The organism is Actinophytocola sp. NPDC049390, assembly GCF_044466355.1.
Lineage (GTDB): Bacteria > Actinomycetota > Actinomycetes > Mycobacteriales > Pseudonocardiaceae > Actinophytocola.
In genome coordinates this window covers 1-25,711 of sequence record NZ_JBITMQ010000023.1, presented here as the reverse complement: position 1 = coordinate 25,711, position 25,711 = coordinate 1, and the positions used below count along the sequence as shown (strand labels likewise).

Here is a 25,711-nt window from a genome sequence, read left to right as displayed (position 1 = left end):
TTGCCGGAACGCGGCCACCGTCCGACGATTCTGGTGTGCTGGAACTTCTTTCGCGCCGGTGGCACCTCGTCGTGCTGCGCGGGGTGGTCGCCGTCCTGTTCGGGATTCTCGCCATCGCGTGGCCGGGGATCACGGTGCTGGCGCTCGCGCTGTTGTTCGGCATCTACACGCTGCTCGACGGGATCACGTCGATCGTGATGGGCGTCGGGCAGGGGACCGACCGGGCGTACCTGATCACGCTCGGCGTGCTCGGCGTCGCCGCCGGGGTGATCGCGCTGGTGTGGCCGCGGATCACCGTCATCGCGCTGCTCGTGGTCATCGCGGTGTGGGCGATCGTCGCCGGGGTCATGCAGATCGCGGCGGCGATCCGGCTGCGGAAGGTCATCCGCGACGAGTGGTTCCTCGCCCTGTCGGGCATCGTCGCGCTCGTGCTCGGCCTGCTGTTGATCGTGCAGCCGGCGGCAGGGGCGATCGCGCTGGTGATCGCGATCGCCACCTTCGCCGTCGTGTGGGGGCTGATCCTGGTCGTGCTCGGGTTCCGCCTCCGGACCCTGGCTAGCGCAGACCGGCCCGCTTAGCCACCTTCACCAGCAGTCCGGGGTCGTCGGAGATCAGCCCATCGACCCCGAGCGCGATGACGCGCTCCATCGTCGCCTCGTCGTTCACCGTGTACGGCACCACCTTCAGGCCGCGGCGCTGCAGATCGGCCACCGACGGACCGTGGTAGTACGTCGGGTCCGTGCGCAGGTACCAGTCGGCCGAGGCGAACGGGACCTGCGCCGGGTCGTGCACCTGCCAGTTCGACGACACCGTCGACGCATCCGCGGCACGCACGAGCTTCCCCAGGTCCTGGTGACGCCACCAGTCCAGGCCACCGGTCCACGGGCTCTTCACCGACGGGTCGCCGTACGACGCCCGCAGCGAGCACTCGTCGGCGAGCGTCCGGCACTCCTCCGGCCCGTACTGCCACACCAGCGCCACCGTCTCGATGCGCGGGTTCAGCTGCCGCGCGTACCGGATCGTCCGCCAGTCGAACGACTGGATCGTCGCGCGGTCGGTCCACCGGTCCAGCGCACGCACGAGCTTGCGCGTGAACGTCCGGTAGTCCGCGGTGTCGGCCACCAGCGGGCTGATCTTCGTCTCGACGTTCAGCCGGATGTCGTTGCGGGACTTGGCGAGGTCCAGCACCTCCTGCAGCGTCGGGATCCTCTCCCCCGGCACCGGCTGCTGGTCCGGCAGCTCCGGCAGCGTCTTCGAACCGCAGTCGACGGTGCGCAGCTGCTTCAGCGTCAGGTCGTGGACCAGCTTGCCGACGTACGGGAACTCCGGGTCACCGGGCGTGGCCGGCGCGGTGTCGACGCAGTGCGAGCCGTTGACCGCGCGGTCGTGGCTGACCACCAGCACCCCGTCCTGCGTGACGCCCGTGTCCAGCTCCAGAGTGGACACGTCCGGCATGGACAGCGCGTTGCGGAACGCGGCGAGGGTGTTCTCCGGCAGGACCGCACGGCCGCCGCGGTGCGCCTGGATGTCGAACGGCGACGCGTACTTCTTCGGCAGCCGGAAGTGGTTCTCCGCCGCGACCTGCCGCAGCCGGTCCGGGTAGTCGGTGATGATGCCGTCCACGCCGTCGGCGACGAGCTTGCGCAGCGTCGGGAAGTCGTTGACCGTCCACGGCACGACCTTGATCCCGTTGCGGTGCGCGTGCCGCACCATCTCGGCCGTCACGTAGGGCCGGTAGCCCGGGTCGGCGACCGAGCCGCCCTGCGGGAACCCGTGCACCGGCGAGAACGTGGTGGCGCCGAACGTCGCGATGGCGCGGATCGGGTCGCCGCCGAAGTCGTCGATGTCGATGCCGCCGAGCCACGGCGACGCGCCGGGCTGCCCGGTCTGCAGGAAGTCGTAGTTGGTGAGCGCCACCAGCGGCAGGCGCGGCTCGACCTGGCGCATCCGCATCAGCGCGCCCCAGTCGAAGCTCTGGATCGTCACCTGGCGCAGGAAACCGGCGTCACGGATCTCCTTCGCGGCGACCTGCACGAACTGCTCGCGTGGCGCGGTCTCGTGCGGTGCGCCCGCCTCGACCTTCGTCTCGACGTTCAGCGTCACGTCGTCGGCGCCGTACCGCTTGACGAGGTCGAACACCTCGCGCAGCAGCGGCATCCGGGAGCCGGGCGTGACCTCCTGCTCCGGCCGGTCGGCGAGCTTGCGCGTGCCGCAGTCGAGCGTGCGGACCTGGGCGAGCGTGAGGTTGCGGACGTACTTGCCGACGTACGGGAACTCGGGGTCGCCCGGGGTGGCGGGCGCGGTGTCGAGGCACTTGTTGCCCGCGACGCGCCGGTCGTGGGTGACGACAGCCTGCCCGTCCTCGGTGATCTGGATGTCCAGCTCCAGCGTGGTGACGCCGAGGCGGAGCGCGTTGCCGAACGAGCTGAGCGTGTTCTCGGAGCGGAGCCCGAGCCCACCGCGGTGGGCCTGGATGTCGAACTCCCTGCCGTGCCCGCGATCCGCGGTGGCGACAGCGGTACCGCTCACCAGCAGCGCACCGGCGAGCAAGCCGATCAGTTGCCTTCTCATGGGCGCACATGGTTGTTGCGGGTTTCGCCGGGCCGGGGTGCGTGAGCTTGATTGGAGGTGAACAGCTCGTGTATCGCAGGGGTTACCTTGGACGGATGCACTACCGCAGATACGTGGCCATCGGTGACTCGTGCGCGGAGGGTCTGGACGACCCGTACCCGGACGGCAGTGGCTACCGGGGCTGGACCGACCTGGTGGCGGGCGAGCTGGCGCGGACGTCGCCGTCACTGGAGTACGCGAACCTCGCGGTGCGCGGCAGGCGGCTGGACCAGATCCTCGCCGAGCAGGTGCCGCTCGCGGTCGCGCAGCGTCCGGACCTGGTCACGCTGTTCGGCGGTGGCAACGACGTGCTGCAGGGCCGCCGGCAGACGATGGCGCGTTCGCTGGACGAGATCGTGGCGACCGTGGCGGAGGTCGCCGAGGCGGTGGTGCTGTTCACGTTGCCCGACATCGCACGGCTGCCGGGCCTGCGCAGGATCCGTCCCCGGGTCGGCCAGCTGAACGACCTGATCACCGAGACGGCCGCGAAGTACGGCACGCTCCTGGTCGACGTCCGCGACGACGAGTTCTGCGACGACGAACGCCTCTACGGCGACGACCGGCTGCACCTTGGCCCGCTCGGTCACCACCGCGTCGCGGCCCACGTGCTGACCACACTGGACCTGCCCCCGGACCCGGCGTGGCTCACGCCGCTCCCGCCCGCGGAAAGGGACCCGTTGTGGCGCACGGCGGCCCGCCACTGGACGTGGCTGCGCCACCACGTCTACCCGGCCGTCCACGGCACGGTCCGCAACAAGCTGATCGGCCGCCAGCCAGGCGACGGCTTCGTGGCCAAACGCCCGGCCCCGGCCCGGGTCACCCCCGTGCCCTGAAAGACGCCTTCGGGACGTTGAGTGCCCCGAAAGCGTCTTTCGGGGCAGGTCAGCCGCCGTTGGACGGGCGGTAGTCCGGCGTGGACTGGACGCGCTTCGCCGCCGGGGTGGTGGTTTCCACCGCGTCGAACAGCGCGCGGCCCAGCTTCTGGCGGGCCTTCAGCGCCGGGTGGGTGGCGCCGAAGTCGGCGTCGTTGACCGCGGCGTCGCCGGTGAACGGGCCCGCCGCGAACAGCGAGTAGACGGCGCCGGGTGCGCCGTCGGCCGTGAACACGACCCCGGCCTCGTTGCGGCCCGCGTTGAACCAGCCCGCCTTCGTCGCGACGCGCAGGCGTTCCGGCGTGGTCAGGCGCAGCCGGATGCCGTCGGTGAACGCGGACGTCGAGCGCAGCACGTTCAGCAGGTAGTCGGTGGACGTCGGCGACAGCAGCTCACCGGCGACCAGCTTCGACAGCAGCGTGTGCGTCTCGCGCGGCGTGGTCTGCCCGAGGAAGAAGCGGTTCGGGTTCGACACCGGCACCACCTGTGTGTGCACGAAACCCTTGCCGCGCAGGATCTCGTTCAGCTCGAGCGCCGGGCACACCAGGCCGCAGAGCCGCACGGCCGTGTTGTCGGAGACGGTGAGCAGGTTGGCCATCGCGTGGCCCAGCGTGATCGAGCTCGGGTAGGCGCGGTCGAGGGCGAAGATGCCGTCGGTGTCCTGGATGACGATGTCGGCGGTGACGTCGACGTGCTGGTCGAGCGTCAGCAGCCCGCGGTCGATCTTGTCGAGCACCGCGGTGGCGACGGCGATCTTGTTGACGGAGTAGGCCTCGACGACGGTGTCGGCACCGGTCTCGACGGCGGTCCTCCCGCCGACGGAGACCAGCGACGACCACGTACCGCCTGCCTCCTCGACCGCGCTCGCGTAGACGCGGGAGACACGCCGGACCGGATCACCGGTGGTGTCGGCGGCGGCGGATGTGGTGGTGGACCCCAGAACGGCGGTGGCTGTCGCGACAGTGCCGAGGCTCAAAGCGGACCTGCGGTTCAGTTTCACGCGCACACGCTACCGTGGGAGCATGTCCTCGTTACGGGCCGACTGCGGCAGCTGCTTCGGCTTGTGTTGTGTCGCACCGGCGTTCGCGAAGTCCAGCGACTTCGCGATCGACAAGCCCGCAGGCACGGCGTGTCGGAACCTGCTGGCCGACTTCCGCTGCGGCATCCACGAAAACCTGCGGCCGCAAGGTTTCCCGGGCTGCACGGTGTTCGACTGCCTTGGCGCGGGCCAGCAGGTGGCCCAGGTCACCTACCGCGGCGTCTCGTGGCGGGACGCGCCCGAGACCGCGACGGAGATGTTCGACGTGTTCGCGGTCATGCGCCAGCTGCACGAAATCCTGTGGTACCTCACGGAAGCGTCCACGAAGGCCCCGGCCGACGACGTGTCCACCGCGCTGAAGGACGTCGAGAACCTCACCCGGGCGACCCCGAAGACGCTGCTGGACACGGACATCGACGCGCTCCGCCACCGCGTCCGCCCGCTGCTGGCGCGCACCAGCGAAAGCCTCCGCGCGGGCATCCGCGGCAAGAAGGACCACCGCGGCGCCGACCTGATCGGCGCCAAGCTGCGCAAGGCCGCGCTGCGCGCCGCCAACCTGCGGGGCACGTACCTGATCGGCGCCGACCTGTCCGGCGCGGACCTGCGCGAGGCGGACCTCCTGGGCGCGGACCTGCGCGACGCGAACGTCCGCGGCGCCGACCTGACCGACGCGCTGTTCCTCACCCAGTTCCAGCTGAACGCCGCCCGGGGCGACAGGACCACGCACCTCCCGGTCGGCCTCACCCGCCCGACGCACTGGTAGTTGTCCACAGCCCACCGAGTTGTCCACAGTTCCCCGGCCGCGCCCAGATCCTGTCGGCCCCAACCGGTAGACTGGCATGGCGGGTGGCCCCCGGGATGGGGTGGGGGTTGGTCACGCACTGGGGACGGCGTTTTCGCAGCTCAGAGGCCCGGCGACGGTCCAACGCCCCGAGACTTGCCCGTCCGGCGAGGCCCCCCGGAGGGAACCCGCAAACCGATCACCTTGGGAGTTCCCCAATCCGCCACCGAGCGCTCACCGAGTTCTCATCGGATGTCCGACCAGCGCGCGGATGATGCTGTCCGTGCTGGCGGACGCTGCGCCCACGACTGGGCTGGTACTTGCCGTCCTCGGCGACTCGGTCGGGGCAGGCATCGGGGATCCCGCACTCGGCGGGGGATGGCGTGGTTTCGCACCACTGCTCGCGGAGGCGCTCGGCGATGCGCGCCTCACGAACTTCGCGGTCAGCGGCTCCCGCATCGGGGGTGTCCTGGAGACGCAGCTCCCGGCCGCGCTGGCGTTGCGGCCGGACGTGACCGTGGTGCTGGTCGGCATGAACGACACCATGCGATCGGACTTCGACCCGGGGCGGCTCTCCGCCGACCTCGACCACGTCGTCGGCACGCTCGTCGCGGCCGGGAGCACGGTGATCACCGCCAAGTACCACGACCACCACCGGGTGTTCCGCCTGCCGGGGCCGCTCAGGAGAGCGCTTGCTTCCCGCATCCTGGCGCTCAACGAGATCCTCGACGCCGTTGCCCGCAAGCACCGCATCGGGATCGTCGACCTGGGACAGGTACCCGGCATCTACACCCCGGAGGCGTGGGCCGTCGACCGGCTGCACCCGTCCGAGCTGGGGCACCGGATGCTCGCCCGCGCGATCGCCGCCCAGCTCACCGCGTTCGGCACGATCGTCCACAAGGAAGTGTCGCTGCAGTGCGCGGGCGGACGGGCGCCCGGCAAGCTGGCCCGCTGGGCCTGGCTCGTGTTCAAGGGTCTGCCGTGGCTGCTCCGCCGCGGCCGCGACCTCGTCCCCTACGCGCTGGCGACGCTGCTCAGGCGCTCATAGCGGTGTGCAGCTCGAGCATCGCGTCGATGGTCGAGGCCCACGGGAACTGCTCGGCCCGGTCGCGTGCCGCCGCCCGCCGCCACGCGACCGGCCACGACAGCACCTCGCGCACCCCGCCCGCGAGGCCGTCCGGGGTGGCGGGGACGGCCACGCCCGCACCCGGTGCGAGCAACTCCGGCGCGCCACCGGTGGTCGACGTGATCACCGGAGTGCCGCACGCCATCGCCTCCAGGATGGACAGCCCGAACGTCTCGGCGACGCTCGGCGCGAACGCCACGTCGGCGCCCGACAGCGCCCGTGCGAGCGCGGCCCGGTCCGACACGTGCCCGTGGAAGTCGACCGGCAGCCCGCGGGCGAGCTTGCGCAACGCCGTGTGCTCCGGCCCGTCGCCGTAGACGTCGAGCCGGACGGGCGTCCCGGACGTCACCAGCTCACGCACCGCGCCGATGACGGCACGCGGGTTCTTCTCGTGCGACAGCCGGCCCGCGTACACGAGCCGGGCGGGGCCCCGGCCCGAGCGCGTTCGCTGTGGACGGAACGTGGCGAGATCGACGCCCAGCGGAATCCGCCGCAGCGACGGCACGGGTAGCCCCGCGAACTCCCGCTCCGCGTAGCGGGACGTGACGACGACCGTGTCGAAACGGTTCACCAGCCCCTTGTTCCACCCGCGCACCACCGGCTCCAGCACCCGGCCCGCGCCCGCCCGCCACAGCCGCGGCACCCGTGCCTCGATCCACCGGTCGAGCCGCTCGTGGGACAGCAGCACGGTCGGCACGCCCCGTTCCCGCGCCCAGTCGCAGACGGCGAGCAGCGTCGTCTTGTCCGACACCTCGATGGAGAGGTCGTCGTCGAGCGACTCCAGCTCGCGCAGCACCGCTGCCGAGCGCGGCACCACGCGGTAACCACCGCTGACCGGCACGCCGGGCAGCGTGATGACCAGGCCCGCGTCCGTGCGCAGGCGCTCCCGGTGCTTGCCGGGCACCACCAGCACCCGCTCGTGACCGGACGCCACGTACCCCCTGCCGAGCGTGTCGACGACGGTCCGCAGCCCACCGGACGTGGGGCTGTAGAAGTTGGCGAGCTGAACGATCTTCATCTGCGGGCGCGGCTCTCCAGGGTGGCGAGGCGCTTCTGCGTCGGCCAGCGCACGTCGGTGGCCCAGCCGACCTTCTCGAACAGCCAGATGAGGCGTGCGGAGATGTCGATCTGGCCGCGCTTCACGCCGTGCCGGGCGCACGTCGGGTCGGCGTGGTGCAGGTTGTGCCACGACTCGCCCATGGACAGGATCGCGAGCGGCCAGAAGTTCGCCGACCGGTCGCGTGCGGCGAACGGGCGTGAGCCGATCATGTGGCAGATCGAGTTGACCGACCACGTCACGTGGTGCAGGAACGACACCCGCACCAGCCCGGCCCAGAAGAACGCGGTCACCGCACCCCACAGCGACCAGCTGAGCAGGCCGCCGAGCACGGCGGGCGCGAGGAGCGTGACCGCGGTCCAGAGGCCGAACTGGCGGTGCACCCGGGCGATGTCGCGGTCGGCGAGCAGGTCGGGTGCGAACCGCTCGGCGTTGGTGAGGTTGCGGTCGAAGATCCAGCCCATGTGGGCGTGCCAGAAGCCTTTGACGAGTGCCAGTGGTGAGGTGCCGAACGCCCACGGCGAGTGCGGGTCACCGTCGCGGTCGGAGAACGCGTGGTGGCGGCGGTGGTCGGCGACCCAGTGCGTGATCGGGCCCTGCAGCGCCATGCTCCCCGCGATCGCGAGTCCGACGCGCAGTGACCGCCTGGCCTTGAACGCGCGATGGGTGAAATAACGGTGGAATCCGACCGTCACCCCGAGACATGTCGCTGTGTAGAAGAACACTGCGAGCACGACATCGAGCCAGCCCAGGCCCCATCCCCACGTCAGCGGTATCGCGGCGAGGAGTGCCAGGAACGGGCCAAGGATGAAGAGGTAGGTTCCAATCTGCGGCCACGTCCCGCGCGGCGGGCCGTGCAGCGGGCGCACTCCGGTGTTCACGACCGTGGTCTCCATGGGTATACGTAAGCAGACGCGGCTGAACAGCGGGAGCCCGGCCGGACGAATGGGACGTCAAAGACGGGCGAACAGCGCTGACGGCCCCGCCGCCGAGGCGCCCTGTGCCCGGATCCGGCGTCCCGGGAGAGATCTGCCTCTCATTTCCGACCTGGTGTCTCCGAGCCGTCACCCTGTGTTCCACATCGGACTGGACCCCAAAATCACGTGATCACTTGCGCTTTTCGCGGATTCAGCTGATTATTTGCTCAGTTGCGGGCAACAAACCAGCGGGTATGCACGAATCGTGCACGTCAGGAGCAGCCAGATGGCACAGCAGGTATTGGTACAACTCGTCGACGATCTCGACGGCACGGCGTCCACCGACGTTTCCACGGTGTTGTTCAGCCTCGACGGCGTGACCTATGAGATCGATCTGTCGGAGGAGAACGCGGAGCGGCTCCGGGGAAGTCTTGCCGAGTACGTCGACGCGGGGCGCCGGGTCGGCGGCCGAATCAAGCGCGGCGGCAAGTCCGGTCAAAACGGCTCCGGCGCCGCCGGTGACGCCGGACTGGTCCGGAAGTGGGCGAACGAGAACGGATACGGCCTCTCGGGCCGGGGCCGAATCCCGTCCCACGTCGTGGAGGCCTACCGGGCGGCGAAGGCGGAGTCGGAGCAGAAGGCGGCCAAGCCGGCGCCGAAGCGCCGCAGCCGCGCGAAGAAGAACTGATTCCGCCTCCCCGCGAGTCGCCCACTCCAGACCCGCGAGTCGCCGTCGCAGACTCGCGGGTCTCCCGTTCCGGCACCCCGCGTCGGTGGTTCGGGGCGGGTGGACACGCCGGGGTTCGCGGTGCGCTTATTTTGGTCCCACGCGGAGGCGTTCGGGTGTAGGTTGGTGGCAGTTGGGAAGCACCTCGTCCGGGGAGACGAGAACCGCGGAGGCACCGGGGAATCCCGTTGAGCCGTCCCGCTTCAGGCCATGTGTGCCAGTGCGGTTCCCAGCCTGTCCAGAAGGGACGTACCGCCATTACGACCACGAACTCGGAGCCCGCTCAGAAGGCTCCCACCGCACTCTTCAGCCACCCACTCACCCAGCACGCCAACGGCAAGGCCGCCGCCCCGGGCAACGGCCAGCCCGCGTACGAGAACCTCTTCCAGGAACCCGCGATTCCCACCCATCGGGAAACGCTGGACTGACCGGGAAAATCTCCGGCCGGGATGTCGATCCGGTGCCTGCTCCCACGACATAGAGTCAGGCAACCGGAAAGGACTCCACAGCATGGACAAGGTCATCTCCGCCGACGGCACCCCGATCGCGTACGAGGCCGTCGGCAGCGGCCCCACCGTCGTGCTCGTCGGTGGCGCGTTCTGCGACCACAACGCCACGGCGGAGCTCGCCCAAGCGCTCGCGGGCGACTTCACAGCCGTCTCCTACGACCGGCGCGGCCGTGGTGAGAGCGGTGACACACTCCCGTACTCCGTCGACCGCGAGATCGCGGACATCGAGGCGCTGATCAGGCATTTCGGCGACCGGGCGGCGCTGTACGGCATCTCGTCGGGCGGCGCCCTGTGCCTGCTCGCGGCCGCCGGCGGCGCGTCGGTCGACGCCGTCGCGGTGCTGGAGCCGCCGTACCGGGTCGGCGCGGACGCGCCGAAGGTGCCGGACGGCTACACCGACACCCTCGTCGAGCTGTGCTCGACCGGCAGGCGAGGTGACGCGGTCGCGTTCTTCATGACCAAGGCCGTCGGCCAGCCGCCGGAGGCCGTCGAGCAGGCGCGGAAGATGCCCATGTGGCCGGGCCTCGAGGCGATGGCCCACACGCTCGCCTACGACGCGCACGTCATGGGCGGCGACCCGAGCAGCCTGCCGGAGGAGATGCTGGCGAACCTCTCCGTGCCGGTGCTCGCCGTGCACAGCACGACCAGCCCGGACTGGCTGGCCGGTGGTGCCGCGGCCGTCGCGAAGACGGTGCCGGACGGCCGGCTGGTGAGCCTCGCGGGCAGCTTCCACGAGGTGCCCGCCGACACCGTCGCACCGGTGCTCACGGAGTTCTACCAGCGCTGAGGTCGGGCTCGCGCCGGTGCGCCACGGCCAGCACGGCGAGGTAGCGCCGGCTCGCGACCCCGCCGAAGTCCGCGCGGACGATGTCGGCGATACCGGCCAGCAGCGGTCCGCGCCGCTCCGGCGGCACCCGGAGGTAGGGCGAGTACGTCGACAGCAACGCGGCCGCGTCCGCCGCGTCGTACTCGGTTTCCCATTGGTACGAACGGATCAGCGGCGCGGTGAACAACGCGCCCGCGCGGCTGTACCCGGACTTGTGCTCGCCCGCCTCCCACACCGCGCCGATGTCGTCGCCGGCCGCGTGGATATCGGCGAGGATCGCGTCCGCTTCCGGCGAGAGCCCGAACTCGACCTCCGGCGCGAGGTCGCGGTGCAACCGTTCCGAGGCCTGGTAGATGTCGTTGAACGTGCCTCCCGCGACCGTCCGGTTCGTGACGAGCGCGAGCGGCGCGAGGGGTTCGAGCACGTCGGCCGCCAGCCGCCACCGCACCTCGGGTGCCACCCAGTGGTACGCGGTCGCGGAGAACAGCAGGTCGTAGGTGCCGTCGGGCACCCAGTCGTCGAAGCGCGTGACGTCGACGGTGAACGGCCGCCCGGCCAGGTTCGCCCGCGCCCGGGCGGCCAGCGCGGCGCCCGGTTCGACGGCGTGCACGCGCCACCCGCGGGCCAGCAGGTCGCGGGTCGCGTTGCCGGGGCCGGGCCCGACCTCGAGCACCCGTGCGCCCGCCGACAGCCCGGTGAGCGCGGCGATGTCGTCGAACACGGCTGCCGGGTAGCCCGGCCGCACGCGGTCGTACCGTTCGGCGATCCCGTCGAAGGCCAGCCCGAGTCCGTCCACGACCGCGAGTCTGCCCGATTAGAGTCAGCCTCCATGCACGACGTTCGGCTCAGCAAACGGATGTCGCACGCGCTGCGGCACGCGCCGTGGCTGTACGAGCTGGAGCTGGACGAGGCGGGCTGGACGCCGGTCGCCGACCTGTTGGTGGCGTTGGAGGTGAGCCGCGAGCAGGTGGGGGACGTGGTCGTCGACAGCCCGAAGCAGCGGTTCGAGCTGAGCGGCGACCGCATCCGCGCCCGCTACGGGCACAGCGTGCCGGGCCGGATCGCCGGTGTGCCGGGCACGCCGCCCGCGCGGCTCTACCACGGAACGTCGGCGACGGCCGCCGACCGCATCCTGCGCGAGGGACTGCTGCCGATGCGGCGCCAGTACGTGCACCTCTCGGTGACGCGGGAGATGGCCGAGTCGGTCGGCGGGCGCAAGGGCGGACGGGTGCGGGTGCTGACAGTCGACACGCCCGCGGCGCGGGCCGCGGGCGTGGAGTTCCTGCGTGGCAACGAGATCGTGTGGCTGGCCGCACACGTGCCCGCCACGTTCCTGAGTTAGGAGATGCGGCCGACCGCGACCCGCGGCACCAGTTCACCGGGGGACTGCGAACCGATGGCGCGTCGAGTCAGGTCGCGGCCGGCCGCCTTTCGCCGCCCGGTCACCTGGTGGGGGAGTCACCGGGCTTGATGTTGGTGACCACCTGCTGTTCCTGCGGCGGGGCCGCGTGCCGGGGCGGCATGGGGCCCGCGGCGGGCGGCGGTGCCGTCCTGGGGTCCTGCGTCACCGGGGTACCCGCCGGCGGTGTCACCATGGTGTCCGTGTTGCCGCCCACCGGATCGTGCCGGTAGTCCTCCTCCTTGCGGAGCTGGTCGGCCAGTTCGTCCCGCTCACGGGCGGCGGTCTTGGCCTCCTTGCGCGCGTCGCGGTAGCGGGCGCGGTTCTGCCGGGCCCTGCGCCCGGCCGCCATCATCATCGACAGCCCGAGCAGGAAAAGGGTCGCGAGCACGAGACCGGCGATGAACGCCTGCATCATGGTCACGTCGGCGATATCACGGCCGAACATCGTGACGGTCTGTTGTTCGCCGCCGGTGTTGTAGGCGATTAGCAGCACTCCAACGGCGCCACTCAGCACCACCAGCAGCAAGCCGAGGACAAGCATGCTCCTGCACCTCCTTGGAAGGCCTCTGCAGGACTGGTACCCACTGGGCGCGCGCGTCAACCATCCCCGTGGTGAATTACCGACGACGTCGCCGTGCTCGGTCAGTCCTCGGTGTCGGTGCGGCGGCGGCCCACCAGGAACATCACGAACCCGACCGCGGCGCCCGCCGCGGCCACCTGGACGCCGAGCGCCAGGCCGAGCGCGACCAGGACGACCACGAACGCGAGCAACCGCACCAGCGCCTCACGCAGGGTGGGTGCCCAGTCACCGACGACGCGCTCCGCGACACGTAAGAACCGGTCGCGGGTGGCCGGGCGGAGCGCGTGCTTCGCCGGGAGGCGCGGAGCCGGACCGGTCGTCGGCTCGGGTTCGGCGTCAGCCGCGAGCCGGACGGTCCTGCGGACCGGCCGTTCCAAGTCCGATGAACTTCCTTGTTCTGGTGTCATCGCGGTCTCGCGTGCTGTTCCTCTTCGTGCTCGGTGTGTTCGCCCATCTTCGCTTATCGATCTTGTGCGGTTGCCGTGATCCATGTGGTGAGCGATGAACGGTGCGTATAAATCGTTGAGCGGACATCTACACCCGGTCAGTCGGTTTAGCTGCCGATGCAGCTGCACATGCATACGTCGAGTGCGTGTTCACCTGCGAAGTCACTGCCAGAAACTCGACCGGGTTACGTCGTGGCCATCTCGGACGAGTGGCGAGGGTGATCGCGTACGTGCTCACGTTCTGTCACGAACGGTCCGTCTTGGGGTGGGTGGGGCAGCACTGAAGGACCCCTTCGGTGCGCGGCCCGGTGCGCCGAAGGGGTCCTTCAGCACAGGGGTAAACCGAAAGCGTCAGACGCCGCTCACCAGCGACGGGCGGGTGGCCAGCAGGTGGGCGAACCTGGCCGCGCCTGCCCTCGCGGCTCGTTCCAGGTGCCAGCGTCGCGCGTGGAACTCCGCCGCCGGGACGGAGAACGCGACCGCGCCCGTCACCCGGTTCTCGGCGTCCATCACCGGGGCCGACAGGCACGCCAGCCGCGGTTGGAACTCCTCGATCTCCAGTGCCATCCCCGCGCGTTCGACGTGTTCCAGTTCGGTGTCCAGGTCGATGGCGCGGACCGTCGTCCGGCCCGTCAGGCGGGGCATGCCCGCGCCCGCGAGGTAGTCACGTCGCTGCCGCTTCGGCATCGACGCCAGCAGGACCTTGCCGAAGGCCGTGGCGTGCGCTGCCTCGTGGAAGCCGAAGTCCAGTGGGGTCGCCCGGGGGAACTGCGGGGAGTCGGCGACCGCGGCCACGACGATGTCGGTCTCGCGGAAGACGGTGTAGTACGCGGCGGCTTCGGCTCGGCGGTGCAGGCGGTGCAGCTCGTCCTGGAGTTCCTGGCCTACGTCCAGTTCCGCGCACAGCCGCTGGTACAGGCTGCCCACCTTGTAGCCGAGGCCGAAACCTCGACCATGCCCGAGCCTGATCAGGTAGCCCTCGTGTACCAGCGTGTTCAGCAGGTGGTACGTCGTCGACAGGTTGTAGCCCGCGCGCCTGGCCACGGCCTTCGCCGTGATGCCGTCGCCTGCTGAGCCCACGATGTCCAGCACCCGCAACGCACGCTGCGCGGAGCCGATCAGCCCGCTTGTGTCGCGCGGTTCGGTCACCGACGCACCTCCCGTAGCGGCAAGGGTGGCGCACCTCGTCATGCACCACCCCGCCGACACTACGTCAGAGAACCGTCCAGCAACAGATCCGACACGATCACGACGGACATTCACGAATATGTAGAACGATTTAGTTGCCGACTACCTCCGGGTACCTCGTGTGCAGCAGTCCTCGGCAGAACCCCGCGTTGCCCTCGATGCTCACACGTACCGAACGCGCGTACCGCAGTCGCAGTGGCGCATCCTCGGCCGGGATGGCCTTTCCCTCCTCGTCGACCACCAACGGAGATTCACTCGAACAGTCCAATCCCAACGCCGCGCGGCGCCGCAGCAGCGACCTCAGGGCCGGGGACGGTGGCACGTCGCCGAGCGTCATGCCCACCGGCGTGCCGGGCAGTCGCATGCACAGGCGGTCCAGGCTCGCCAGGTACGCCTTGCGCCGGAACACCAGCCGCAGTTCGTCCAGCTCGCCCACCGCCTCGCCGGGGAACGCGTCCGTGAAGCCCGCCGACGCCGCCACGCCCGCGTTGATCTCCTCCGCCGCGAAGTGGTCCACCAGCCGGACGTCCACCGACGTGACCGAGGGCAGCCCACACACCGCCTCGTACGCGTCGGCGACCATCAGGTACGCGAAGTTCGGCGCGCAGAAGTACGTCGGCAGCCGGAGCCGGACGTGGGCGTGGCCGTCCGCGACCACCGCCTCGCTGACGAAGCCCAGGTCGGTGATCGGCTGGTCCAGCTCCGGGTCCACCACCGTGCCGAGCGCGTCCCACAAGGCGCTCATGCGGGGACCTTTGGTGCCGAGCCCACGGCGTCGCCCGAGTCGGCGGGGGTGTCCGCGAGCCGCAGCTCCGGTGGCACCTCGATGTCGTACAGCTTCGCCGCGTTCAGGCCCAGGACCTTCTTCTTGACGTCCACCGTGAGCGGTGCGTACTCGCCGAGCATGTCGTCGGGGATCTGGAAGTCCACGAACTTCTCGATCAGCCACTTCGGCGTCCAGATCGCGTAGTCGCTCGCGAACGTGATCCGGTTCTCGTCCAGCCAGTACAGCAGCTCACCGATGATCTGCGCGAAGTACCTCGGCCGGGAGTGGATGAACGGCAGCGCCACCGCGAGTCCACCGTAGACGTTCGGCTCCTGCGTCGCGATCCAGCAGAAGTCCTCCAGCCTCGGCAGGCCGACGTGTTCGACGATGAAGTTGAGCCCGGGGAACGCCGACGCCACGTCGTCCACGTCCGCCACGTCGAAGGCGTCCCGGTTGAGCGGGTAGATCGTCGGTCCCTTGTGGACGTGGATGTTGCGGATGCCCAGCTCCTCGCACTTCTCGAGGTACCGGTACGACCACGGGTCGGTGAGCTTCCAGCCCTTCGACTCGCCCTTCCACTCCGCCGTGTACAGCTTGACGCCGCGCAGGTTCCACCGCTGCGTCAACGCCTCCAGCCTGTCGAGCCCGGCCTCGCCGTCCCGCGGGTCCCAGGAGCCGTTCACGATGAACCTGTCCGGGTGCTTCTCGGCGAGCGCGCCGTCCTGCTCGGTGGTGTTGAAACCGTTGACGTAGAAGTCGGTCAGGTACGTGGGCTGGAAGATCGCCCGGTCGACGTAGCCGACCTCGAACAAGTCGTGCAGGATCCGCTCCTCCGACTGCTGCCAGAACTCCTCCAGCGTCCAGACCTCGGACTCCGGCGACAGGTTCCGGTGGTAGTCGTAGAAGCAGTTGATGAAGCCCTCGCCGTAGCGGTTGGCCTGGTTGGACGGGCGGCCGTCCCAGAAGTGGATGTGCCCGTCGACGACGAAGTACTTCTGTCCGTCCTTCTCGTACATGTCAGCTCCGTTCCGGCACGAGGATTCCGCGGCCCCGCAGCCGTCCGTTGTCGAGGTCGTCCATGGCCTCGTTCACCGCGTCGAGCGGGTAGGTCCTCGTGTGCAGCGACACTTTCCCCTGCGCGGCAAGGGTCATCAGCTCCGCGAGGTCGTTGTACGAGCCGACGAGGTTGCCGATCACGTTGATCTCGGCGGAGATGATGTCGATGGTCGGGATGTCGACGTGCCCGCCGTAGCCGATCACGAAGTACGACCCCGCCCGCCGCAGCATCGCCACGCCCTCGGCCTCGGTGCCCTTCTCACCGACGAAGTCGAACACGATGTGCGCGCCATCGCCGCCGGTCAGGTCCATGACCGCGTCGACGTGTGTGCCGTCCGCGACCACGGTGTGCGCGGCGCCGTAGCCCTTCGCCAGGTCGAGCGCGGCCTGGGACCGGTCGACCACGATCACCTCCGACGGCACCATCGCGGCGAGGCACTGGATGCCGATGTGTCCCAGCCCGCCGGCACCGATCACGACGACCTGCGTGCCCGGGTACAGCATCGGCACCGACTTGCGCACGGCGTGGTACGCGGTCAGCCCGGCGTCCGCGAGCGCCGCCACGTCCGCCGGTCGCAGCGACGGGTCGAGCCTGACGACCGAACGTGCGTTGGTGAGCAGCAACTCCGCCATGCCGCCGTCGGAGTCGATGCCCGGGAACCGCGAGTTCGCGCAGTGCACGTCGTCCCCTGCACGACACGCACGGCACAGCCCGCAGGTCGCGAGCGGATGCAGGATCACTGTGTCCCCCGGGGCCACTGTGGACACCGCGGACCCGACGGCACGCACCCACCCCGCGTTCTCGTGCCCGATCGTGTACGGCAGGGTCACCCCGGACTTCTCCGCCCACTGCCCCTCGACGATGTGCAGGTCCGTGCGGCACAGCCCGGCCCCGCCGATCTCGACCAGCACGTCCAGCGGACCGGACACCTCCGGCTCCGGGACCTCCTCGACCACCGGACGCTTGTCGTACTCGTGCAACCGTACGGCTTTCATCACCGCTCCCTCTCTGGCGCGTTTCTCCCAGCGTGGAACCGGCACCCACCAGGGTCAACGCGCCAGATTTCACCGGCGTGGAATAGGGCCGCCGATTTCACGGAGCGACAAAACGGCACAATGGCCGCCGTGGGGCTCAAGCTGCTGGACGATATGGCGCGGCTGGGTGTGATCGTGCGCGACGAGAAGCGCGAGCAGAACTGGCGGCCGGCTGAGTGAACGACTGGGCGCGGGTACGCGCGCACCTGCGCGCCCACCGCTACGACCTGGCGGTGCGGGCGGCCGGGGAGTTCCCGGACGTGCCCAAGGTCGCGGGCACTCCCCTGCTCACCGCGCCCGCGTGGGTGCCGCCCGCACCGATCCCGTTGTCCGCCTTGACGATCGTGATGGCCGACGCGCCGCCGGTGGATCTGCCGCCCGCCTCCGGGCACCCCGGCTTCCCGAGCTACTCGGCCGCGATGGCCGCGCTCGACGCGCCGACCGTGTTCGAGAACCGGCCCACGTGGCGGCTGCTCGACGCGTCCCTCGCCGGGCGAGGGCCGAGGCTGGTGTTCGGCGACGGGACGTACTTCGACAGCATCGACACCGGTGAGGCCGCCGCGCACGAGTACGCGGCGGGCGGGCCCACCCCGTTGCGCGATGCCGTCGGCGACCCCACCGACCTGGCGAGACGCCCGGCGAACATGGCGATCAGCGCGCTCACGATCCGCCGGGACGCCGCGCACGACACCGGCGGCGACACCTTCCTGCTGCACTGGCGCGACCCGGCCAAGGTCGGGCACGCCGGCGGGCTGTACCAGGTGGTGCCGGTGGGGGTCTTCCAGTCGTCGGGCCCGGACGACTTCGACCTGTGGCGGTTCCTGCTGCGTGAGTACGCGGAGGAGGTGCTCGGCGAACCGGAGGTCGCGGCGCCGGACTACGCGACCTGGCCGTTCGCGGTCGCGATGACCGGCAACCCCGGGATCGCCGCGCACGTCCTCGGCCTCGGCGTCGACCCGCTGACGTTCGCGACCGACCTGCTCGTGCGGGTGGTCGTCGACGCGCCGGTGTTCGACGAGGTCTTCGGCGCGCGGGTCGCGGTCAACGACGAGGGCTCCGTGACCGCGCGCCCGTTCACCGCCGAGGCGATCGCGGACCTGCCGATGCAGGCAGCGGGTGCGGCTCTGGTGCGGCTGGCGCTGGCCGCCGGTACAGGACGATGAGCGGCAGCAGGGCCAGCACCGCGCCGACGACCGTGACCAGCGAGTAGCCGCCGAGTCCGAAGAGGACACCGGAGCCGAGGCTCGCGAGGGCGGACGTGCTCCACACGACGGCGTCGACCGCGCCCTGGACCCGCTGGTCGGCGGTCGCGCGGGACAGCATGGCGGACCCGCCGACGAACACGAGGTTCCACCCGTACCCGAGCAGGAACATCGCGACCGACAGCCCGGTCACGTGCCCGACGCCGAACGCGGTGACCGCGGCCAGCAGGAGCAGCGCGACGCCGCCGACGATGACGGCACGACCGCCGAACCGGTCGGCGAGACGGCCGGACAGCGGCGCCAGCGCGAACATCCCGATCATGTGGACGGAGAGCACGACCCCCAGCACCTCGAGCCCGTGGTGGTGGGCCTCGAGTTCGAGCGGGGTCATGGTCATGACGGCGACCATGGTCAGCTGCGCGCACACCATCGAGACGAGCGGCGTGACCACCGCGGGCGCGCGCAGCGCCGCGAACGACGTGCGGCGCGCGGGTGGCGCCGGGGTGCGGCGCAGTGCCGTGGTGACGAGCAGCGCGGCGCCCGTCATCACGAACGCCACCAGCATCGGCCCGGCGAGCGCGGGCATCCCGACGGTGCCCGCGAGCGTGGCGCCGGGCGCGATCAGGTTCGGCCCGGCGATCGCGCCGACCGTTCCGGCCCAGACGATCACCGAGAGCGCGAACCCCTTGCGGTGCGGCGGGAACGCCTCGGCGGCGAGGTAGCGGGACAGCTGTGCCGCGCCGTTGCCGAGCCCGAGCAGGAACATCCCGGCGAGCAGCAGCGCCATCGCGGTGCCCGCAGCGAGGGCGGCACCGGTCATGGCGGCGCCGTACAGGAGGAGCAGCGCGGTCTTGCTCCCGTGCCGGGAGATCAGGTGCCCCGCACCGAGCGTGCCCGCGGCCGTGCCGAGGACGCCGGCGGCGCCGGGGAGCCCGCTCCAGCCGTCACCGGCGGTGTGGGAGGCGATGAGGGTGGCGGCTGTGCTGGCACCGGCCATGGCCGTGTTCATGGCGGCGACGCCGACGAAGAGAGCTTTCACGATGACTCAGCGTAGGCACGACTTCCGGCGGATCGAAGGGGATTTCGCAGGCATACTGGGGTCTTCACCGTCCATCCGAAAGGAATGCGAGGGCGATGACCTTTCGATCGGAAAAACCGCTGGACGCCGTCGACTGGCGGCTGGTCGCCGAGCTGCAGGCCGACGGGCGGCTGTCGTACAAGGAGCTGGGGCGGCGGATCAACCTGTCGGCGCCCGCGGTGGCGGAACGGGTGCGGCGGCTGGAGGAGTCCGGGGTGCTGACCGGGTACCGCGCGGTCGTCGACGCGCGGCGGGCCGGGTACCCGATCGTCGCGTTCGTGCAGCTCCAGTGCAGCCTGGGTGCGTGCCTGCTGAAGACCAGCACGGCCGGTGACTACCCGGAGATCGTCGAGGTCCACAAGCTGAGCGGCGACCACTGCACGATGATCAAGGTGCGGGCGGCGTCGCTGGCGCATCTGGAGGGGTTGTTCGAGCGGCTGGGCACGCACGGGGAGATGCGGACCTCGGTGGTGCTGTCCACGCAGTACGAGGGCCGCGCGGTCGAACCCCCGGTCGACGACTTCCTGCACGCCACTCGGGCTGAGGGCTGGCAGGCCGACCGCTAGAAGACCACGACCACGTCGACCGGGGGACGCCTGCCGAATTTCTGTTATGCCAACAGGCACAAGCGTGCTAGCTTTGCGTCGTGGACGAACCGAGGAAGCGTGGCCGGCCGAGGAAGGACCCCTCGACGCTCGCCAGGTGGACTCCGCCGGAAGGCTGGTCGCGGCTCGTCGCCTGGCTCTCCCCGGAGGAGAAGAAGGCGCTCAAGCACGTCGCGGTCGAGGCGGAGGTGTCCGTCGCCGACCTGGTGCGGGCCCTGGCGAGCGGGCTCGCGAGCGGGGCGATCACACACGACGAACTGGTGGGCCCTGTAACGAAGGGAAGGTCGGTCATGGAGAAGATCCCCACGCTCTTCGAGCGGGACGATGACTTCCACGTGGTGAACCGCCCGCGCGCCGAGTGCGCGTGGGTGTTCGAGGGGGCGGGCGTCGGCACCGAGAAGCTCGACGGCACGAACGTGCGCCTGACCGTCCGGTCGGGGCGGCTGGTGCGCGTCGAGAAGCGGCGCAACCCCAGCAAGGCGCAGAAGGCGCTGGGCATCGTCGACGGCTGGTACGTGGACACCGCCGAGGGCGCGGGCGAGGACAAGTGGATCCTGACCGCCGCCGGGAACACCGACGTCACCGGCTGGCCGGACGGCGAGCACCCGTGTGAGGCGCTCGGCCCGCGCATCCAGGGCAACCCGCTCGGCCTCGACGACCACGTGTGCGTGCCGTTCAACACGGCCGCACCGACGCTCGACGAGGTGCCGCGCGACTACGACCGGCTGTGGGACTTCCTGGCACAGCTGGAAAGCCGCTACGCGCCGGGGCACCTCGCCGAGGGCATCGTGTTCCACCACCCGGACGGGCGGCGCGCGAAGATCAAGCGGAAGGACTTTCCCCGGAACGCGGCCGCGGCGTAGGTGTGTAGAGCACGCCGAGGAACTCCACCAGCAACCGTTCCCGCAGGCCGGGGGGCGCGGCACTGAGCATGGTGTTGATCTCCGCCATGCGTTTCGGGGTGCCCGCGCCCTCCAGGCCCGCCATCGCGAGCAGCCCGGCGAACTGCTCCGACGTCAGGCCCGACGGGTCGAGCGCGGCGATCGCGGCCGTCAGTTCGGCGGGCAGCGACACCGGGCCGCCCGCGCGCGCCGCCGTCACCGCGTCCGCCAGGTCCGCCAGCAGACCCGCCTCGCTGCCGTGGTTGGCGGCCGTCACGGTCAGGTGCAGGTTCGGCGGCGAGGACTCGAACCCGAACTGCGGCTGCAGGTACCAGCCGCGTTCGGTCATCTCGTCGGCCACGGTGAACACGTCGAAACCGTCATCGGCGGCGACGACCGACAACAGCGTCGACTCCGGCGACCCCTGGACCCGCAGGCCCTCGATCTTCCCGATGCCCGACCGCAGCGTGCGCACCGCGGACAGCACCTTCGCCGCGAGCGACCGGTACCCGTCGTCGCCGACGTGGTTCAGCACCGCCCACGCCGCGGCCAGTGGGCCGCCGGACCGCGTCGACTGCATGGTCGAGTTCAGCATCGTGTAGCCCGGCCAGGCCGCGCTCGCGAAGAACTGCGTGCGCCGCAGGTCCGCGGACGCGTGCAGCAGCACGGACGTCCCCTTCGGACAGTAGGCGTACTTGTGCAGGTCGACCGACAGGCTCGTCACGCCCGGCACGGACAGGTCGAAGTCCGGCACCGGCTCGCCGAGCGCGCGGAAGTACGGCAGCACCCAGCCGCCGATGCAGGCGTCCACATGGCACCGGACGCCACGGTCCGCCGCCGCGGCGGCGATCGGCGGCACCGGGTCGATCACGCCGTGTGCGTACGACGGCGCGCTCATCACGACCAGGACCGTGCGCTCGTCGATGGCGTCGACCATCGCGGCGGGGTCGGCCCGGAAGGTCGTGGGGTCGACCGGGACCGTCACCGCCTCGACGCCGAAGTAGTGGGCCGCCTTGTGGAACGCGGCGTGCGCGGTCGACGCGAGCACGATCCTGGGCCGGTCCACCTCGGGCCGTGCGGCGCGGGCGGCGTGCACGGCCAGCATGCAGCTCTCGGTGCCACCGGACGTCACGCTGCCGACCGTCGCGGCGTCGCCGCCGAGCAACGCGGTGGCCGCGGCGACGACGTCGTTCTCCATGCGCAGCAGGCTGGGGAACGCGGTCGGGTCGAGACCGTTGGCGGAGCCGGCGAGCGCGTACGCCGCCGCCGCCAGGTCGTCCACACCGGACAGTCCGCTGTCGTACACGTACGCGAGCGTGCGGCCGCCGTGGGTGGGCAGGTCACCCGCCCGCATGGCGCGCACCTCGTCGAGGACCTGTTCAGCGGACAGGCCCGTGGTGGGGAGACTCACGAAAGCAACTCCTTGCGCCGCAACAGAGGCAGCGCGGCCAGGGTGAACAACGCGGGCACCAGCGCGACGCCGGTGATCACCGCGACGACCGCGCTCGACGGCTGCGTCACCGTCTCACCGGTCGAGGACACGTACCCGCCGATGGCGAGGATCCCCCCGTACAGCGCGGGTCCGAGCGCGAGGCCGAGCGTCTCCCCCGCGGTCCACACGCCCGCGAAGACACCCGCGCGGACCTGGCCCGTGCGGTCCTCCTCGCGCCCGATCACGTCCGCGAGCAGCGACAGCGGGAACACCTGCAGCCCCGCGTACCCGACGCCCGCCACTGCGACGAACAGCACGACCAGCACCGGCGGGAACACCCGGGCACCGAGCACGCCGAGCAGCCCGACGGCGAACACGAACGTCGCGACGACGTACCCCGCGCGCTTGCCGCGCCTGCCCGCGACCCGTTGCCACAGCGGCATCACGAGCAGTGCGGGCCCGACGAACGCGGCGAACAGCAGCGGCTGCCACGACTTGTCGCCCAGCCCGACGCGGGCGAGGTAGTCGACGCCCGCGAGCAGCGTGCCGATGCCGACCGCCTGGATCACGAACGCGGTCAGCAGCACGCGGAACGGCGGGCAGTCCCGCACGGCCGCCACGGTCTCCCGCCATCCGGCCACCGACGGCAGCGGCGGCGCGACCCGCGTGCGGGCGGTGCCGAGGAACACCCCGATCGCGCCGACGAGGATCAGCACGCCGACCGCGATGCCCATGATCCGGTATCCGGCGAGCCCGCCGACCGCGTCGCGGACCGCGGGCGCACCGGCGCCGCTGACGAGGATCGCGACGGCGAGCACGGCGATCCGCCACGCGGTGATGCTCGTCCGCTCCCGTGGGCTGGTGGTCAGCTCGGCGGGCAGCGCGTTGTACGGCACCTGGAAGAACGCGAACGCGGTGGCGCACACCAGGAACACGAACGCGACGTACAGCGCGTCGACCGTGGGCGAGCCGGTGTCGGGCCCGGCGAACAACGCGGCGAACGTGATCGCGAGCGCGACGCCGCCCCACAGCAGGTACGGCCGCCGCGCGCCAAGTCCGCCCGTGGTCCGGTCGCTGATCCGGCCCGCGATCGGGTTGAAGACGACGTCCCACGCCTTGGGCAGCAGCACGAGCAGCCCGGCCACCGAGGCACCGACACCGAGCGTGTCGGTCAGGTACGGGAGCAGCAGCAGCCCCGGCACGGTGCCGAACGCGCCGGTCGCGAGCGACCCGAGCGCGTAGCCGAACCGCGTGCGCACGGCCAGCCGCTCCGGAACGTGAGAGGTTTTCGTCATTGCGGCGGCAGCCTACGGACGCGACCCGGCCGCGTCCACCCCGGACCGCGGCCAGGAGAGCGCGAGCACACACTCGCCCTTCTCCAGCACGACGTCACCCCGGGCGCCGGTCGTGCCGCCCGGGTAGGCGTCGATCCGCAGGCCCTCCGTGCCCGGCCTGCCCGCCCCCTCCCACGCCCGGACGTGCGCGACGAGGTCGTCGGCGACCTGGCTGTTGCCGTACGCGCGCACGGTGAGGGCGTCGTCGTCGACACCGATCAACGCGAGCCCGTCGTCGGCGAGTATCCCGGCGGTGGCGGCGGCGTCCTGGGCCCGCATGGGCGCGGCCGCGAGCCGGGCGGGATCCGCGTCGGCCTTCTCGGACAGCGCACACCAGCGGGTTTCGTGGACGGCGAGCCACAGGGTGAAGCCGTCGAACAACTGCATGGCGGCGGGCGCGGCGCCGATCTTCTCGACGTCGGGTTTCTCGGCGAGCACCTCCGTCAGCGCGTCGCCGTCGACCTCGCGGGCCATGGGCAGGTTGAGCGTGAGGTCGGTGGCGGGGTCGAGGACGTAGGTCTTCTCCGGGCCCGCGAACTTGCCGCGCATCCGCATGAACCCGCACAGCACGGCCGACCTGCTGGTCCAGTGGTCCTCCTCGCGCTCGAACGCGACCGACCGCTGCACGCCGTTCAGGTCGAGCGGCACGACGAGGCGGCCGTCCGGGGTCAGCTGCTCCAGCCACGCGGGGGCGAGGTCCCACACGCCGACCGTCGCGATGATCCGGTGGTAGGGCGCGCGGCCGGGATACCCCGACGCGCCGTCACCGGTCACCACGACGACGTCCGGGAGACCGGCGGCGTCCAGGTTGTCCTTCGCCCGCTCGACGGTGTCCGCGTCGAGGTCGACGCTCGTGACCTTGCCCCGCTCCCCGACGATCGTGGCGAGGAGGGCGGCGTTGAACCCCGTGCCCGCCCCGATCTCCAGTACCCGCTGGCCACGCCGCACCCCGAGCTGGTCGAGCATGAGCGCCATGATCATCGGCTGGGACGACGAGCTGATCGGACGGCCGTCGGCGTCTCTCTTGGTGACGATCGGCTCGTCCCGGTAGGCCGCGCCCGGCGGCAGGTCGGGCAGGAAGAGGTGCCGCGGCACGGTCCGCAGCGCCTCCGCGACCAACGGGTCGGTGGCGGCGCCGTGCTCGCGGATGTAGTCGAGCAGTTCCTGCCGCAGGGTGTTCAGCTCACCGGGCAACTCGGGGACCTCCTGTAGCTGTCGAGGAAATGCTGCCACTACGCACAAGCCCCCATACTCGTTTCGATGAGCGATGAACCTGATCTCGAGTCGCTGCGCCTGTTGGTGCAGGTGGCGGAGCTGGGCAGTGTCGGGAAGGCGGCGCGGGCCGTCGGCATCGCCCAGCCGTCGGCCACCAAACGGCTGGCCGCGCTCGAACGCCGCGCCCGCCTGCCACTTCTGGTGCGCACCCCGCAGGGCTCGGCACTGACCGACGACGGCAAGCTCGTGGTGGCGTGGGCGGCGAAGCTCCTGGCCGCGGCCGACGAGTTCCGGACGAGCCTGTCCGCGCTGCGTGCCGACCGCGCGGCGACGCTGCGGATCGCCGCGAGCATGACGATCGCGGAGGCGCTGCTCCCCAGGTGGCTGTCCCACCTGCGCGGCCAGGAACCATCGGTCCATGTCGGACTGACGGTGACGAACTCCGCCGAGGTTGCCCGGCTGGTGCTGAAAGCCGCGAACGTGGACCTGGGCTTCGTGGAGGGCCCCGGTGTGCTGGAAGGCCTGGCGAGCCGGGTCGTGGGCACGGACGAGCTGATCGTGGTGGTCACCTCGGCGCACCCGTGGGCGAGGCGCCGCCGCCCGCTGACGGCGGCCGAGCTGGCGGCGACCCCACTGGTGGTGCGGGAGGCGGGATCGGGCACCCGGGAGACACTCGACCGCGTGCTGGCCCGGCACGACCCGGTGACCCCGCAGCTCGCGCTCGGGTCGAACGCCGCGGTGAAGGGAGCGGCGGTCGCGGGCATCGCACCGGCCGTGCTGAGCAGGCACGCGGTCGAGTCCGAGCTGACGGCGGGCACGCTGGTGGCGGTCGGCGTGGCGGACCTGAAGCTGGTGCGACGCCTGCGCGCGGTGTGGCCGAAGGGCAGGCGGTTGACCGGTCCGGCGGCGACGTTGCTGCAGGTGATCTAGACCCAATGCCGTTCAGTTAGGGCGGTGGGTGGGTTGTCAAGGCGGCTGAGATAGGCAACGGGGTTCCTGCTAGAACAGCGTCGACCAAGATCGATGT

General features: G+C 71.0%; 26 protein-coding genes and 1 pseudogene. 11 read left to right on the top strand and 16 right to left on the bottom strand.

The features are described from left to right. The first annotated feature begins 35 nt into the window (after positions 1 to 35). Positions 36 to 578, top strand: a complete 543-nt coding sequence (locus ACIBVP_RS42000) for an HdeD family acid-resistance protein (RefSeq protein WP_396112196.1) — start codon at positions 36 to 38, stop codon at positions 576 to 578. On the opposite strand, the gene ACIBVP_RS41995 is transcribed toward ACIBVP_RS42000, so the two are convergent. Next, positions 556 to 1,527 (bottom strand): glycerophosphodiester phosphodiesterase family protein, encoded by a 972-nt coding sequence (locus tag ACIBVP_RS41995; RefSeq protein ID WP_396112290.1) that lies wholly within the window; start codon positions 1,525 to 1,527, stop codon positions 556 to 558. The genes ACIBVP_RS42000 and ACIBVP_RS41995 overlap by 23 nt on opposite strands. 15 nt (positions 1,528 to 1,542) lie before the next feature. Continuing rightward, positions 1,543 to 2,571, bottom strand: a pseudogene (locus ACIBVP_RS41990) (glycerophosphodiester phosphodiesterase family protein); the annotation flags it as partial. A 95-nt stretch (positions 2,572 to 2,666) separates the two neighbouring features. Between ACIBVP_RS41990 and ACIBVP_RS41985 the strand changes: the two are divergent. Then, positions 2,667 to 3,443: an SGNH/GDSL hydrolase family protein gene (locus ACIBVP_RS41985; protein WP_396112195.1), complete on the top strand. Its 777-nt coding sequence runs from the start codon at positions 2,667 to 2,669 to the stop codon at positions 3,441 to 3,443. Between the two features lie 49 nt (positions 3,444 to 3,492). On the opposite strand, the gene ACIBVP_RS41980 is transcribed toward ACIBVP_RS41985, so the two are convergent. Beyond that, a complete protein-coding gene (locus ACIBVP_RS41980) occupies positions 3,493 to 4,482 on the bottom strand; it encodes a serine hydrolase (protein WP_396112194.1) in 990 nt (329 codons plus the stop codon). 22 nt (positions 4,483 to 4,504) lie between these two features. Here ACIBVP_RS41980 and ACIBVP_RS41975 point away from each other — a divergent pair, with 22 nt between their 5' ends. Then, positions 4,505 to 5,284 carry a pentapeptide repeat-containing protein gene (locus tag ACIBVP_RS41975; protein ID WP_396112193.1) on the top strand — a complete coding sequence of 260 codons (780 nt, stop codon included), beginning with the start codon at positions 4,505 to 4,507 and terminating at the stop codon, positions 5,282 to 5,284. Positions 5,285 to 5,585: 301 nt separating this feature from the next. Continuing rightward, positions 5,586 to 6,350 carry an SGNH/GDSL hydrolase family protein gene (locus ACIBVP_RS41970; protein ID WP_396112192.1) on the top strand — a complete coding sequence of 255 codons (765 nt, stop codon included), beginning with the start codon at positions 5,586 to 5,588 and terminating at the stop codon, positions 6,348 to 6,350. On the opposite strand, the gene ACIBVP_RS41965 is transcribed toward ACIBVP_RS41970, so the two are convergent. Continuing rightward, positions 6,337 to 7,446 carry a glycosyltransferase gene (locus ACIBVP_RS41965; RefSeq protein WP_396112190.1) on the bottom strand — a complete coding sequence of 370 codons (1,110 nt, stop codon included), beginning with the start codon at positions 7,444 to 7,446 and terminating at the stop codon, positions 6,337 to 6,339. The genes ACIBVP_RS41970 and ACIBVP_RS41965 overlap by 14 nt on opposite strands. Then, positions 7,443 to 8,381 carry an acyl-CoA desaturase gene (locus tag ACIBVP_RS41960; RefSeq protein ID WP_396112188.1) on the bottom strand — a complete coding sequence of 313 codons (939 nt, stop codon included), beginning with the start codon at positions 8,379 to 8,381 and terminating at the stop codon, positions 7,443 to 7,445. Before ACIBVP_RS41960 ends, ACIBVP_RS41965 begins: the two co-directional genes overlap by 4 nt. A gap of 307 nt (positions 8,382 to 8,688) precedes the next feature. Here ACIBVP_RS41960 and ACIBVP_RS41955 point away from each other — a divergent pair, with 307 nt between their 5' ends. Together ACIBVP_RS41955 and ACIBVP_RS41950 are read left to right on the top strand one after the other, a co-directional pair. Further along, positions 8,689 to 9,090 (top strand): Lsr2 family protein, encoded by a 402-nt coding sequence (locus ACIBVP_RS41955; protein ID WP_396112187.1) that lies wholly within the window; start codon positions 8,689 to 8,691, stop codon positions 9,088 to 9,090. 549 nt (positions 9,091 to 9,639) lie between these two features. After that, on the top strand, positions 9,640 to 10,425 hold the full coding sequence (locus tag ACIBVP_RS41950) for an alpha/beta fold hydrolase (protein WP_396112186.1): 786 nt from the start codon (positions 9,640 to 9,642) through the stop codon (positions 10,423 to 10,425). On the opposite strand, the gene ACIBVP_RS41945 is transcribed toward ACIBVP_RS41950, so the two are convergent. Further along, positions 10,403 to 11,260 (bottom strand): class I SAM-dependent methyltransferase, encoded by an 858-nt coding sequence (locus ACIBVP_RS41945; protein ID WP_396112185.1) that lies wholly within the window; start codon positions 11,258 to 11,260, stop codon positions 10,403 to 10,405. The genes ACIBVP_RS41950 and ACIBVP_RS41945 overlap by 23 nt on opposite strands. Before the next feature lie 33 nt (positions 11,261 to 11,293). Between ACIBVP_RS41945 and ACIBVP_RS41940 the strand changes: the two genes are divergently transcribed. Continuing rightward, positions 11,294 to 11,806, top strand: coding sequence for an RNA 2'-phosphotransferase (locus ACIBVP_RS41940; protein WP_396112184.1), 513 nt, complete (start codon positions 11,294 to 11,296; stop codon positions 11,804 to 11,806). A 100-nt stretch (positions 11,807 to 11,906) separates the two neighbouring features. On the opposite strand, the gene ACIBVP_RS41935 is transcribed toward ACIBVP_RS41940, so the two are convergent. From ACIBVP_RS41935 to ACIBVP_RS41910, 6 genes are all read right to left on the bottom strand, one after another. Continuing rightward, positions 11,907 to 12,407 carry a hypothetical protein gene (locus ACIBVP_RS41935; protein WP_396112183.1) on the bottom strand — a complete coding sequence of 167 codons (501 nt, stop codon included), beginning with the start codon at positions 12,405 to 12,407 and terminating at the stop codon, positions 11,907 to 11,909. 101 nt (positions 12,408 to 12,508) lie between these two features. Further along, positions 12,509 to 12,823, bottom strand: coding sequence for a hypothetical protein (locus ACIBVP_RS41930; protein ID WP_396112182.1), 315 nt, complete (start codon positions 12,821 to 12,823; stop codon positions 12,509 to 12,511). A gap of 420 nt (positions 12,824 to 13,243) precedes the next feature. Next, the gene (locus ACIBVP_RS41925; RefSeq protein WP_396112181.1) at positions 13,244 to 14,041 is read right to left on the bottom strand and encodes an IclR family transcriptional regulator; all 798 of its coding nucleotides are present in this window, start codon (positions 14,039 to 14,041) and stop codon (positions 13,244 to 13,246) included. A gap of 130 nt (positions 14,042 to 14,171) precedes the next feature. Further along, the gene (locus tag ACIBVP_RS41920; protein ID WP_396112180.1) at positions 14,172 to 14,825 is read right to left on the bottom strand and encodes an iron-sulfur cluster assembly protein; all 654 of its coding nucleotides are present in this window, start codon (positions 14,823 to 14,825) and stop codon (positions 14,172 to 14,174) included. Further along, positions 14,822 to 15,862, bottom strand: a complete 1,041-nt coding sequence (locus ACIBVP_RS41915; RefSeq protein WP_396112179.1) for an amidohydrolase family protein — start codon at positions 15,860 to 15,862, stop codon at positions 14,822 to 14,824. Before ACIBVP_RS41915 ends, ACIBVP_RS41920 begins: the two co-directional genes overlap by 4 nt. 1 nt (position 15,863) lies before the next feature. Next, positions 15,864 to 16,898: an NAD(P)-dependent alcohol dehydrogenase gene (locus tag ACIBVP_RS41910; RefSeq protein ID WP_396112178.1), complete on the bottom strand. Its 1,035-nt coding sequence runs from the start codon at positions 16,896 to 16,898 to the stop codon at positions 15,864 to 15,866. Between the two features lie 215 nt (positions 16,899 to 17,113). On the opposite strand from ACIBVP_RS41910, the gene ACIBVP_RS41905 reads away from it, so the two are divergent. After that, positions 17,114 to 18,100: a hypothetical protein gene (locus ACIBVP_RS41905; RefSeq protein ID WP_396112177.1), complete on the top strand. Its 987-nt coding sequence runs from the start codon at positions 17,114 to 17,116 to the stop codon at positions 18,098 to 18,100. Here the strand turns inward: ACIBVP_RS41905 and ACIBVP_RS41900 are convergent. After that, entirely contained in the window at positions 18,012 to 19,178 is a 1,167-nt protein-coding gene (locus ACIBVP_RS41900) for an MFS transporter (protein WP_396112176.1), read from the bottom strand. The two genes, ACIBVP_RS41905 and ACIBVP_RS41900, sit on opposite strands and share 89 nt — an antisense overlap. A gap of 95 nt (positions 19,179 to 19,273) precedes the next feature. On the opposite strand from ACIBVP_RS41900, the gene ACIBVP_RS41895 reads away from it, so the two are divergent. Continuing rightward, the gene (locus ACIBVP_RS41895; protein WP_396112174.1) at positions 19,274 to 19,783 is read left to right on the top strand and encodes an Lrp/AsnC family transcriptional regulator; all 510 of its coding nucleotides are present in this window, start codon (positions 19,274 to 19,276) and stop codon (positions 19,781 to 19,783) included. A gap of 80 nt (positions 19,784 to 19,863) precedes the next feature. Beyond that, entirely contained in the window at positions 19,864 to 20,685 is an 822-nt protein-coding gene (locus ACIBVP_RS41890; protein WP_396112172.1) for a hypothetical protein, read from the top strand. On the opposite strand, the gene ACIBVP_RS41885 is transcribed toward ACIBVP_RS41890, so the two are convergent. The 3 genes from ACIBVP_RS41885 to fxlM are packed head-to-tail and all read right to left on the bottom strand — an operon-like array spanning position 20,645 to position 24,663. Then, entirely contained in the window at positions 20,645 to 22,093 is a 1,449-nt protein-coding gene (locus ACIBVP_RS41885; protein WP_396112289.1) for a pyridoxal phosphate-dependent decarboxylase family protein, read from the bottom strand. The genes ACIBVP_RS41890 and ACIBVP_RS41885 overlap by 41 nt on opposite strands. 17 nt (positions 22,094 to 22,110) lie before the next feature. After that, a complete protein-coding gene (locus ACIBVP_RS41880) occupies positions 22,111 to 23,430 on the bottom strand; it encodes an MFS transporter (RefSeq protein WP_396112171.1) in 1,320 nt (439 codons plus the stop codon). A 12-nt stretch (positions 23,431 to 23,442) separates the two neighbouring features. Beyond that, a complete protein-coding gene (fxlM, locus tag ACIBVP_RS41875; protein WP_396112169.1) occupies positions 23,443 to 24,663 on the bottom strand; it encodes a methyltransferase, FxLD system in 1,221 nt (406 codons plus the stop codon). Positions 24,664 to 24,729: 66 nt separating this feature from the next. On the opposite strand from fxlM, the gene ACIBVP_RS41870 reads away from it, so the two are divergent. Then, positions 24,730 to 25,614, top strand: a complete 885-nt coding sequence (locus ACIBVP_RS41870) for a LysR family transcriptional regulator (protein WP_396112168.1) — start codon at positions 24,730 to 24,732, stop codon at positions 25,612 to 25,614. Positions 25,615 to 25,711: the final 97 nt, after the last annotated feature.